Annotated in this window: 17 protein-coding genes and 1 riboswitch; of the genes, 12 read left to right on the top strand and 5 right to left on the bottom strand. The window is 62.7% G+C overall.

Annotated features, from left to right (window positions below; genetic code table 11):
• Positions 1 to 36: 36 nt before the first annotated feature.
• The 4 genes from ACYHH6_RS17680 (at position 37) to ACYHH6_RS17695 (ending at position 2,584) form a co-directional block, all read left to right on the top strand.
• Positions 37 to 273 carry a hypothetical protein gene (locus ACYHH6_RS17680; protein WP_352587455.1) on the top strand — a complete coding sequence of 79 codons (237 nt, stop codon included), beginning with the start codon at positions 37 to 39 and terminating at the stop codon, positions 271 to 273.
• A 446-nt stretch (positions 274 to 719) separates the two neighbouring features.
• On the top strand, positions 720 to 1,487 hold the full coding sequence (locus tag ACYHH6_RS17685) for a hypothetical protein (protein ID WP_352587458.1): 768 nt from the start codon (positions 720 to 722) through the stop codon (positions 1,485 to 1,487).
• 191 nt (positions 1,488 to 1,678) lie between these two features.
• Positions 1,679 to 2,086 (top strand): heme-copper oxidase family protein, encoded by a 408-nt coding sequence (locus ACYHH6_RS17690; RefSeq protein WP_352587461.1) that lies wholly within the window; start codon positions 1,679 to 1,681, stop codon positions 2,084 to 2,086.
• Between the two features lie 276 nt (positions 2,087 to 2,362).
• Complete coding sequence (locus ACYHH6_RS17695; protein WP_352587464.1) at positions 2,363 to 2,584, top strand: hypothetical protein; 222 nt, start codon at positions 2,363 to 2,365, stop codon at positions 2,582 to 2,584.
• 135 nt (positions 2,585 to 2,719) lie between these two features.
• On the opposite strand, the gene ACYHH6_RS17700 is transcribed toward ACYHH6_RS17695, so the two are convergent.
• The 3 genes from ACYHH6_RS17700 to ACYHH6_RS17710 all read right to left on the bottom strand — a co-directional run bounded on the left by ACYHH6_RS17700 (position 2,720) and on the right by ACYHH6_RS17710 (position 3,625).
• Positions 2,720 to 2,869: a hypothetical protein gene (locus ACYHH6_RS17700; RefSeq protein WP_142870100.1), complete on the bottom strand. Its 150-nt coding sequence runs from the start codon at positions 2,867 to 2,869 to the stop codon at positions 2,720 to 2,722.
• 102 nt (positions 2,870 to 2,971) lie between these two features.
• Complete coding sequence (locus tag ACYHH6_RS17705) at positions 2,972 to 3,256, bottom strand: PRC-barrel domain containing protein (protein WP_352587467.1); 285 nt, start codon at positions 3,254 to 3,256, stop codon at positions 2,972 to 2,974.
• Positions 3,257 to 3,352: 96 nt separating this feature from the next.
• Positions 3,353 to 3,625 (bottom strand): hypothetical protein, encoded by a 273-nt coding sequence (locus ACYHH6_RS17710; RefSeq protein WP_352587470.1) that lies wholly within the window; start codon positions 3,623 to 3,625, stop codon positions 3,353 to 3,355.
• A gap of 159 nt (positions 3,626 to 3,784) precedes the next feature.
• Between ACYHH6_RS17710 and ACYHH6_RS17715 the strand changes: the two genes are divergently transcribed.
• On the top strand, positions 3,785 to 4,084 hold the full coding sequence (locus ACYHH6_RS17715; RefSeq protein WP_352587473.1) for a hypothetical protein: 300 nt from the start codon (positions 3,785 to 3,787) through the stop codon (positions 4,082 to 4,084).
• A 15-nt stretch (positions 4,085 to 4,099) separates the two neighbouring features.
• On the opposite strand, the gene ACYHH6_RS17720 is transcribed toward ACYHH6_RS17715, so the two are convergent.
• Positions 4,100 to 4,408, bottom strand: coding sequence for a DUF982 domain-containing protein (locus ACYHH6_RS17720; RefSeq protein ID WP_352587476.1), 309 nt, complete (start codon positions 4,406 to 4,408; stop codon positions 4,100 to 4,102).
• Positions 4,409 to 4,621: 213 nt separating this feature from the next.
• Here ACYHH6_RS17720 and ACYHH6_RS17725 point away from each other — a divergent pair, with 213 nt between their 5' ends.
• The 3 genes from ACYHH6_RS17725 to ACYHH6_RS17735 all read left to right on the top strand — a co-directional run bounded on the left by ACYHH6_RS17725 (position 4,622) and on the right by ACYHH6_RS17735 (position 5,581).
• The gene (locus ACYHH6_RS17725) at positions 4,622 to 4,951 is read left to right on the top strand and encodes a DUF1236 domain-containing protein (RefSeq protein ID WP_352560772.1); all 330 of its coding nucleotides are present in this window, start codon (positions 4,622 to 4,624) and stop codon (positions 4,949 to 4,951) included.
• Between the two features lie 93 nt (positions 4,952 to 5,044).
• Entirely contained in the window at positions 5,045 to 5,248 is a 204-nt protein-coding gene (locus ACYHH6_RS17730) for a hypothetical protein (RefSeq protein WP_112566786.1), read from the top strand.
• A gap of 93 nt (positions 5,249 to 5,341) precedes the next feature.
• On the top strand, positions 5,342 to 5,581 hold the full coding sequence (locus tag ACYHH6_RS17735; RefSeq protein ID WP_352587479.1) for a DUF2934 domain-containing protein: 240 nt from the start codon (positions 5,342 to 5,344) through the stop codon (positions 5,579 to 5,581).
• Positions 5,582 to 5,710: 129 nt separating this feature from the next.
• On the opposite strand, the gene ACYHH6_RS17740 is transcribed toward ACYHH6_RS17735, so the two are convergent.
• Positions 5,711 to 6,076, bottom strand: a complete 366-nt coding sequence (locus ACYHH6_RS17740; RefSeq protein ID WP_352587482.1) for a hypothetical protein — start codon at positions 6,074 to 6,076, stop codon at positions 5,711 to 5,713.
• Positions 6,077 to 6,268: 192 nt separating this feature from the next.
• Positions 6,269 to 6,381: riboswitch (TPP riboswitch) on the top strand.
• Here ACYHH6_RS17740 and ACYHH6_RS17745 point away from each other — a divergent pair.
• The 4 genes from ACYHH6_RS17745 to ACYHH6_RS17760 all read left to right on the top strand — a co-directional run bounded on the left by ACYHH6_RS17745 (position 6,372) and on the right by ACYHH6_RS17760 (position 9,858).
• Positions 6,372 to 6,980: a YkoF family thiamine/hydroxymethylpyrimidine-binding protein gene (locus ACYHH6_RS17745; protein ID WP_352587485.1), complete on the top strand. Its 609-nt coding sequence runs from the start codon at positions 6,372 to 6,374 to the stop codon at positions 6,978 to 6,980. (Overlaps the previous riboswitch by 10 nt.)
• A gap of 255 nt (positions 6,981 to 7,235) precedes the next feature.
• Positions 7,236 to 8,072, top strand: coding sequence for an ABC transporter permease (locus tag ACYHH6_RS17750; RefSeq protein ID WP_435053372.1), 837 nt, complete (start codon positions 7,236 to 7,238; stop codon positions 8,070 to 8,072).
• Positions 8,069 to 8,857 carry an ABC transporter ATP-binding protein gene (locus tag ACYHH6_RS17755; protein WP_352587491.1) on the top strand — a complete coding sequence of 263 codons (789 nt, stop codon included), beginning with the start codon at positions 8,069 to 8,071 and terminating at the stop codon, positions 8,855 to 8,857. Before ACYHH6_RS17750 ends, ACYHH6_RS17755 begins: the two co-directional genes overlap by 4 nt.
• Entirely contained in the window at positions 8,854 to 9,858 is a 1,005-nt protein-coding gene (locus ACYHH6_RS17760; protein WP_352587494.1) for an ABC transporter substrate-binding protein, read from the top strand. The genes ACYHH6_RS17755 and ACYHH6_RS17760 overlap by 4 nt, the downstream gene beginning before the upstream one ends.
• The last annotated feature ends 163 nt before the right edge of the window (positions 9,859 to 10,021 follow it).

A 10,021-nucleotide genomic window follows, 5' to 3' on the forward strand; every position in this document is an offset into this window, starting at 1 on the left:
ATGGTCTCGTTGGGACACTGTTTCGTGGAGGCTGGTATGGGCCAGTTCGAGATGATCGACCTCGTCAGGGTCGTTGACGCCTGCGCGAGCGATCGCGTTGCCGGGCACTGCGTGTCTATGGCCAAGGCGGTGGAAGAATTGCGGGTGCTGACTGGCGATTTCGTGTCGCCGGACGAGGCGGTGGCCAACGCCCTGTCTGCGGTGGCGCTGAGGCGCGGCTGCGCCGTGCTGTTCGATGAACAGCCGGGCGCCGATATCCTGCTGATGCCATAGAGCCCAATGCCGCAAACGCCTGAAAGGCAATGCCTTCGGGGCGACAATCGACCATCACCGATGCTCCGAACGCGTGGGTGCCGGCCCTCAATCCATCCGCGTCGAAAGCGGGCTCTGCAGGTGCTCGCTCATGTCGAATCCGTATTCGACACCTGTTCGGCAAATCACGCGACGACGGTCTTGGTTGCGACCTAAGTATCGCAGCAATTAGGCCTAAGGTCTGATCAGTATAGGGCGTCAGTCGCGCAAAGGGCCGATCCGCTCGGCGGTGTTCATATTTATCTTTATATATCAATTATTTACAAGATTTTGTCCAACCTTTTGCCGGTCGATTATCGCGTATCGCAACCACATTTATCTAAAGTTTACTCCGTCGAATTAGCAAATTCTCATATGGCGCTGCTATAGCGAGTCGGCGGAGGTGGGCTATCCCCCGAGGAGGTATTATGACATCCCGAAAAACTCTTTTGGCGGCGCTTGCCGCGTTTGCGCTTCTGGCCTCTCCGGCCCTGGCTGGTGCTGGTGGCAACGGTAACGGTGGTGGCCACGGCCATGGTGGTGGCAACGGCGGCGGCAACGGCAATGGCGGCGGCAACGGCAATAGCGGCAGCGGCAAATCCGGCAACAGCGCTTCGCATGGCAAATCGGCATCGGCTCACGCCGGCAAGAAGGCCTCGACCGAAGACCAGGCTGTCGATGACGTCGAAGTCGCCGCGACGCCCAAGGAAAAGAACATCCACGCCAAGCTTGGCCGGCTGAACTCGCTGCAACGCAACATCAACGCCTATGTGAACTCCAAGAGCAAGAAGTTCGCCGGCGTTCAGGCTTATGTGACGGCGTCGGCAGTTGCCAAGAACGCCCAAGCCGCGGTTGACGAGGCCAATGCGGCGGTGACGGAGGCTCAGGCCGCGGTGGCCGCCCAGCAGGCGGCCTTCGACGCGGCGCATGTGGTTACGCCTCCAACGCCCGAGGAGCAGGCGGCCCAGGACGCAACGATGACGGATCTGGAGGCCGCGGTCACGGATGCTGAAGCGGCGGCTGCCGCGGCGCAGACGGCTGCCGATACGGCTACCGGCAACATCCCATCGCTCGATGACGCACTCGCCGATATGGCCAACAAGCCGGTCGACGCCGAGGTCACCGACTGGGCCAACGGCGTGCTTGCCGACAAGATCGACCAGATGGCCGCCAAGCTGGCTCCGGCAACGCCGTAAAGCCTCGCGGCTGAAACGGCCCAATAGAACGACCATGCCGCCGGGGTTCGCCCCGGCGGCTTTTTGACGGGCCGAGGGAACTGCCGGTCCTAGGGGAAAAGCGTTACTAACCCCAAGTACGGTATGGAAAATCTTCACTCCTAAGTGTAGCCTTCGCAATACTGGGGTAAACGGCATCGGGGGAGAACGACATGCCTAAGGTTTCAGAGCTCTTTTTCAAAACCGCCATCGTGTTCCTCATATTGGGAATTGCGGCCGGCCTGCAGATGGCCATCTCAGGCGATCACAGCGCCTTCCCGGCGCATGCGCATATCAACCTGCTGGGCTGGGTGACGAGCGCCATCTTCGGCGGGTACTACGCGCTCAATCCGCAAAAGGCGGCGCGCCGCATCGCCATGATTCACTACTGGCTCTATACGGTTGGCGTGGTGATCATGCTGCCGGCCCTCTACGTGATGTTGCAGGGAAACCCGGCGCTTGAGCCTGTCGTTGCCGGCGGCTCGTTGATCGTCGCCGGTGCCGTTCTGATCTTCGCTTTCGTGGTTTTCTCGCCTGAAACCGCGCGCTCGGTCTCTGGCGTGCCGTCGCCCTCTCGCTGACCGATCGCGCAACGCGATTGCAGTCCGACCTGCGTCGCTAACGGCGACGCGGGGATGGCGTGGCTTGACGGCCGCAGCCCCTGGTTGCGGCGCCAGTCACCGGTTCTAGACTCCCGGCCCTCCCGTATTATTTCGTGACCATTTTATGCTGGAACCTTCCCTGGTACCGCGCGTTGCCGCGACTGTATTCATGCTGCCTTATAAATAGGCAGCTCTGGGTACAGCTAAGCGAGCAGAGGCAAAACCAAGCATGGGTTGGGGGAGGAGCACGACGCCATGTCGAAAAGAGAAATCGGAACGTCCGCCTCACTGGGCCGACGCGTTGCCGATCTGAAGGCCAGGATGCAAAATGCCAGGATTACCGAATACGAGATGCAGACCTTCCAGAAGGTCGCAGCCATTATGGGGGGTAGCGAAGGCTCCCTACGCCTCGACGCCGACGACCTGATCGCCGCGTCCTTCCTCACCGAAGCGCTAGGCGATTCCGCGTCGAACTGAAGGCCGCTCGCGCGCCCGTCGGCCTCAAGCGCCGACGGCTGCCCGGCGCCGGCCGCCGTCGGTGCCGGAGCGTGCACGCAGCACACGCTCAGCGTCGGGCCATTGCCTGCGCGCTGAAGAGGTCGGGGAGCGATCTCAATGGCGCTTGAAATACTGGACTTCGCGTTCGTGTTTTTCGGCCGCCTCGCGGCTGTCGAAGGTGCCGAGGTTGCGTCGTCGTCCAGTCTTTTCATCGACCTTGCGCGAATAGAGGCGGTATTTCCCTGATTTGAGTTTTCTGATCATCGGTCTCTCCTGATCACCAGAGCGCCGCTGAAGCCAAACCGCCAGGGCGCACCTGGCGTGCCGAACGAAGGGCCCGGCGGCAGCCGGACCCTTCGAAAAATATCAGTCGCGATGCTCCGGCATCGCCTTGAGCTGGTCCTTGGTCCAGCTGGTGACGGCGTGGACGTCGCCATCCTCGTCGCGCATGAAATCAAGCTGGCTGGTGGTGACCGCCACCGGCTTGGCGCCGATGCCAAGAAAGCCACCGACGTCGATGACGACCTGACTGCCATGCAGATGATCGACAGAACCGATCTTCTCGTCGTCAGGGCCGTAGATGGTCGCGCCTTCGAGTATGTCGGGCGTCAGTTCCGTGCTGGCAAGTCGTGCGTGACCGGTGTGATCCATGACCGGTCTCCTCTGGGTTGGACAATTTCCTAACCAGCGAACAAACGAAGAGTTCCGGTAAAACGCCACGAAAGTCCGGCGCAGACTGCTTCGAGCCTACACCTCGTCGAAAGGACCACCACGCCGCGCGGGGTCGCGACCAATGGCGGCTTCCTCGGCATCGTCAGGCAAGGCATCGTCACTATCCTGATAGGGGTTGTCGTCGTCTTCCTCGGGCAGGTCGCCTTCCTTCTCGACACCGGTGGTGTCCGGCAGGCTTTCTTCATCTGCCCCGTCGGGCAGGATCCTTGCGCCACGCAACGCATCCCAGTCCTGCTGGCGCGGCGTCGGGGCTTCCACTTCGTCGCTTGGTTTTCTACGCGGGTCCATAATTTTCTCCCTGGTCGGTGCCTGCATCGAGAAGGTGGAACTCGCCGCCGGCACGCAGGTTCCCGAAACCGGTCCACCTTGCTTGGGAACCACTTGGGGAACCAATTGCCGCTGGGCTGCATTTGCCAAAAGAAGACGATTCCAGACGGAGACCGGACAATGAAGATCTTTGTTTTCTTGCCGTGCGCGCTGCTGGCACTTGCCGGCCCTGCCGCCGCGCAAGACAACGGCGAGGGTGCTCCTCCCGTGCCTTGCCAGGCGCAGCCACAGGATGGCGGCCAGCAGCCGCCTCCCGCCGATGCCGGCAATGGCAATTCGACCGCCGATCTTGGTTCTTGCGGCGGCGTGCTGCAGCCGCCGCCCAGCGGTGACCAGGGCATGACGCAGCCGCCGCCGGACGAGGGCAAAACACCGGTTATCAAGCCCGGCGAGGTGCCTGTGCAGCCACCGAAGCAATGATCTCGCTTGAGGTCTCTACAGTGTGGACCGGGGCGGGCCAGGTCCAGCCTTGGCCAGGCGCAGCGCGGTCACCGGATCAATGCCGGTCCAGGCAATGCCGGCCGCCTCGGTAAAGGCTGCGAAAGCCCGCCGCGCCTGGTCCTTGGTCACGTGTCCAGCCCTGGCCATTTCGCAGGCCCTCAGCGCCGTTTCGTAAATCTTGCCGCGCCTGGCGTGCGGCCATTCCCGAAGAAAATTCTGCATCTCGGCCAGCGTGGTGATGTCGCGTCGGAAGCCGGCGCCGACGGCAATTGCCACGGGACTTTGCAGCCGCATATCGTCCATTTTGAAAGTCTCCTGAGGGATCGTCCTTCAATGCGAATCATGCCGGTGCGGTTCCGGCAATAATGGCTGGTCGGGCCGATCAATTAGTCTCCACTTACGGAACAAGACCGTACGAGAGGCGTTTGCCTCCCGGAGCCCGCCATCGCGATTTGTGCTGTTTTCGCCTCGTGCGGGAACGAGGGTGGAGCTCGCAAACAACGACAGGAGACGAAGATGAAAACCGTCCTTATTCCAGCAGTCGCCGGGCTCGCCATGATCGCAGGTCTTGGTGTTGCCGCGGCCGACGAAGTCATTGTTACGCAGCCGGCGCAGCAGCAGGTGATCATCACCCCCGAACAGCGCACGGTCGTGCACCAATACGTAAAAAAACATCCGCTCGCCTCGGTCAGCCTGCTTGGGGTCGAATTGAATGTCGGCTCCGCCTTGCCCGACACTGTCGAGCTGCAGGAGGTTCCTGACGTTCAGTACAGATACGCTGTAGTCGACAACCATACAGTGTTGGTCGATCCCAGCACGCGCAGGATCGTTGAGGTGGTCGAATAACGCTGGCCACAACTGACCGAACCACCAATACGGCTCCCTGTCGTTCATCCCAATAAGGGGCGGCAGGGCCGAATGATGAAAGGAGCATTGCCCATGTTGCCGCATGTCGAGACCAACGTGGCGGCGTGTTGCGACAAGCTGTTGGCTGAGCGCAGCACCGCGCTGTTGTCGATGAAGGAAGCGATTGCGCTCTTGCGGGAGCGCACCGGCACGGATCGGTCGGATGCCGACCTCGCCGGGCTGATCACTAAGAAAGCGGCGCTGCTCGGCGTTGCGGTCGTTTCCGATCCGCATTGAAAGCAGCTCGTCCCTCAAGACGCGGGCTCAAATTTCGGCTAATGTTTTCGTGGAATCTGGACCTAACCATCGGACCCAACCACGGAGGCTTAAGTGACGGACGACAGACAGGACCGCATTCGCCAGCGCGCACATGAGATTTGGGAACAGGCCGGCCGCCCAGAAGGCGCGCATCAGGAGCACTGGGAACAGGCTACGGCCGAAGTAGATGGTGTGGCCGCCAAACCGAAGAAGACGGCGAAGAAGGCTGCTGCGAAGCCCGTCAAGCCCGACGCCAAGCCCAAGGCTGCAAAGCCGGCGGCCGCAAAGTCCGGCAAGGCCAAGTCGAAATAGGCAAGGGCAGAATTCGCCCGGGCGGCCCCGTTCTGGGCGTCGCCGTTCGGCCCGCCAGTGTCTCTTAACCCGACGAATTGCGCCTCCACGGGGAGCGCAATTCATTGCGCATGAAGATCGCGCGATGCCCTATGCCTCCCAGGCATAACTCGACAGGGCAAAGCGGATACCGGCAGCTGTCATGACCAGTTCGCATTCGGTGATCTGGCGCAAGTGGCGCCGATAGCGCGCCACCGTCTGGGGCAGCCAGCCGGCGCAGGCTTCGACATAGGCGTGGCTGTGAACGAGCGTGCCGGTCGACAGCCTCTCGTCCTTCTCGGCAATCACTTTCAAATATTGGCGGATGAAACGAATATCGTCGGCGATGTCCTGGCTGGCCATTCGCCATGCTCCGGCAACGCGTTCGCGCTGGTCGAACGACAGGGGCGGCAGCAGCGGCAGTGACAACAGCGGGCGGGAGAGGTCGGCGAAGGCGGCATGGTTCGCTGTGCTCACGGAATTCCCCTTGTTCAAAGGAAATATCGTACTTTATGTACGATATTTCGTCAAGGACGATGCGTACAATTTGAACGAATTCAACTTTCAAAATGATGCGGATTTCCTGAAGCCAAGAAACCTGGCCCAATACACTTCGCGATGACAGTCGAAAAATACTCTTCCCCAATGCCTCGAACAGTGCTTTAACCCGCCCATCCACAGGGGTGCTCCGTACGGTCGGGGCTGAGATGAGGGCGGCAAGCCTTCGGACCCTAAAGCTGATCTGGATAATACCAGCGGAGCGAGGCGGGCGATGTTTTCCGGTGCACAGATTTCCCTTTATCCCATGACCGACGATTTCGTCGGCGTCATCCTTGGCGCGCTCGGCGCGCTCGATCCCTGGCGTGAACGGCTGAGGATCGAAACCGACGACATCTCGACGCTTCTGGTCGGGCCGCCCGAGGTGTTGTTTCCAGCCATGCGCGACCTGTTCGTGGCGGCCGCCAAAAGCGGCAAACATTGCGTGCTTTCGGCTGCGGTTTCGCGCGGTTGCCCGGGCGAGCCCGACGATCCGATCTGCCGCTCCGACGAGACCGGCGGACCCGCCATTGCGCTGGACGAGCGCAAGGTCGCCGCGATCCGCGCCGTCCAGGCCACGCCATCGACCGACCAGCCGGTGGCGGCGCAGTTCTCGCTCTATGTGATGGGTACGGGCGACCATATGGACGAGATCTATGGCTGCATCGATTTCCTGAAGCAGTCCGGCGTCTTTGAACGCTCGAAGAACTTCTGCACCAAACTGCGTGGCGATGCCGGCGCGGTGTTTGCGACGCTGGGTGAAGCCTTCTGCCGCTTCGGCCCGGGCGCCGGCCACGTCACCCTCGACATCACGATTTCTGCGAACAGCCCGAGCGCCGTCTGAGCCGCGGCTCAGGCGTCGTTCATCGAGGATATTGCCGTGGCTGTTTTGTCCAACTCATCGCGTGGGGGAGATGCCCCCGACCCCTCAGTACAAAGAGGAGGGGAGCCATTGGCAATTGGCGAAGACCGCGATGCAAGTGAATCTCCCCCCTTGAGGGGGAGATGGCCGGCAGGCCAGAGGGGGTTCCAGCGCGTGGAGCGCCGACGCTCTTTTCGCATCGGCAAGGCGTGGGCGCTCTATGGCCGGCGACCCCCTCTGTCGCCTTCGGCGACATCTCCCCCTCGAGGGGGGAGATCAGCCCCCGCCATCGCCAAGGCCATCCCCGCCGCCATCTCCTTGACCCTGCTCCTCGCGGCCTGGGAGCTCTACGCCCGCTATGGCGGCGTCACGCACGGCATGCTGCCGGCGCCGTCGCGCGTGTTGCTGCAGGCCTGGGAGAACCGCGCTGCCCTTGCCGACAATACGCTTCCCACCATCCGCGCCACGCTTGCCGGCTTCGCCTGCTCGTTGATTGCCGCCTTCGTGCTTTCGGCGCTGGTCGATTTTTTGACCCCGCTGCGCCGCGCGCTCTTCCCGCTGCTGATCGTCAGCCAGACCTTGCCGCTGGTCGCCATCGCGCCGCTCATCGTGCTGTGGTTCGGCTTCGGGCTGATGCCGAAAATCCTGCTCGTCGCACTGGTCACTTTCTTCCCGATGATGGTGGCGTTGGTCGAAGGCTACGCTGCAACGAGCAAGGAGATTGCCCAGATGCTCGCCGCCATGGGGGCAGGGCGCCGGCGCATCTTCTGGCTGGCGCGGCTGCCTTCGGCGCTGCCGTACTTCTTCGCCGGGCTGCGCATCTCCATCACCTACGCCGTGGTCGGCGCGATCTTCGCCGAATATGCGGGGGCGGCGAAGGGATTGGGCATCTACATGCTCAACGCCAAGAACAATTTCCGCCCCGATCTGGTGCTCGCCGCGGTCGCCGTCAGCGCGGCGCTCACGCTTGCTTTGTTCGGCCTTGCGGTGCTCATCCAGCGCCTCGCCATGCCTTGGGAAAATGCGGGGAGCGAGAGCCGCGGCGGCAAGCCTTCGGGAGAGAGCTCCCAATGACACGGCTCGAACTCCGCGATATCAGCAAAAGCTTCGGCGCGCTGGAGGTGCTCGCGGGCATTTCGCTTCATGTCGCGGCCGGCGAGTTCGTGTCCATCCTCGGCCCCTCCGGCGCCGGCAAGTCGACACTGTTCCAGCTGCTGACGGGTGCGCTGAAAGGCGAGGGCGACATGCGCTTCGACGGTGCGCCACTCGATGACCATGGTCGCCATTTCGCCTTCATGCCGCAGCGCGACGCGCTGATGCCATGGCGCCGCGTCATCGACAATGTGACGCTGGGGCTGGAGGTGCAGGGCATGAAGCGCCGCGAGGCGCGCGAGCAAGTCGCGCCGCTGTTCGCTGAATTCGGCCTTGCCGGTTTCGAGCGCGCCTGGCCGGCGGAACTCTCCGGCGGCATGCGCCAGCGCGCCGCGCTTTTGCGCACAGTGGTGCAGCAACGCGACATGCTGCTGCTCGACGAGCCCTTTGGCGCGCTGGATGCGCTGACACGCGCGGCCATGCAGCGCTGGCTGGAAGGCACGTGGCAGCGTCATCGCTGGACGGCGCTGCTGATCACCCATGACGTGCGTGAAGCGGTGTACCTGTCGGACCGCATTTATCTCCTGTCGTCACGGCCCGCCCGCATCATCAGCGAGATTACCGTGCCGCTGCCGCGCCCGCGTGCCGCCGGCAGCGATGCCGCGCGCCAGGCCGCTGTGCTCGAAGCCGAAATCCTCGACACGCTGCTCAATCCCGGGGCTGACCGAGCCTCGTTCCCGCAGACCGCTCAAAGGAGATCATCATGACCGAATTCACCCGCCGGCAAGCGCTGCTTTTGACGCTGGCTGCCGGACTGCCGCTGGCCTCGCGCGCTCATGCGGCTGCGCAAAAAGTCGCCGTCGCGCTCGACTGGACGGTCAACACCAACCATATCGGCCTGTTCGTTGCTCGCGACAAAGGTTTTTACGACGAGGCCGGGCTCACCGTCGACATCCTGCCTTATGGCGATACCGGCGCCGGCACGCTGGTCGCCAACCGCATCGCCGATTTCGGCATTGCCGGCGTCGGCCTGTTCACCCAGCGTGCCGCAGGCGCCGACCTCAAGGCAGTCTACGCCGTGGTGCAGCAGGAGACGGGACGGCTGGTCTTCAACGCGGATCGCGGCGAGATCAAGAGCCCGAAGAATCTCGACGGCCTGACCTATGGCGGCTTCGGCAGCGCCTGGGAAAACACGCTGATCTCGACCATCATCCGCCACGATGGCGGCAAGGGCAGTTTCGAGACGGTGACGCTCGGCACCTCGGCCTATGAGGCGCTGGCCAACGGCTCGGTCGATTTCACGCTGGAAGTCTCGACCTGGGAAGGCGTCGATGCCGAGCTGAAAGGCATCAGGCAGCGCGGCTTCCGCTACGCCGACTACGGCGTGCCCGACGAGCACACCACCGTCATCGCCTCCAGCGATGCCTATCTCCAGGCAAACCCAAAAACGGCTTCCGCCTTCGTCGAGGCAACGCGGCGCGGCTATCAGTTTGCCGTCGATCATCCGCAAGAAGCCGGCGACCTGCTGATCGCGTCCAACAAGGACGCACTCACCAACCCGGCGCTGATCCACGCCTCGCTGAAGATGCTGGTCGACGGGCACTTTTTGCGCAGCCAGGACGGCGTCATCGGCACCATCGACAAGGCCAAGGTCGAGGCGATGGGCGGCTACCTCTTCAACGCCGGAATATTGCTCGATGGTGATGGCAAGGTGCTGAAAGAAAGGCCGGATTTTGGAGTGTATTTCAGCAATGAGTTTTTAGGGTAGGGGTTCGAACTGCTGATCTCCCCCCTTGCGGGGGAGATGCCCGGCAGGGCAGAGGGGGGTGTGAGGGATCGCCAGCCTCGGTGCGAAGACCCTCGACTCGGGCGGCGAAAGCGACGGTGATCTGCAGAGAGGCTGGCGGGACAGCACCCCCCTCTGGCCTGCC

The organism is Mesorhizobium sp. P171375, from assembly GCF_057786075.1.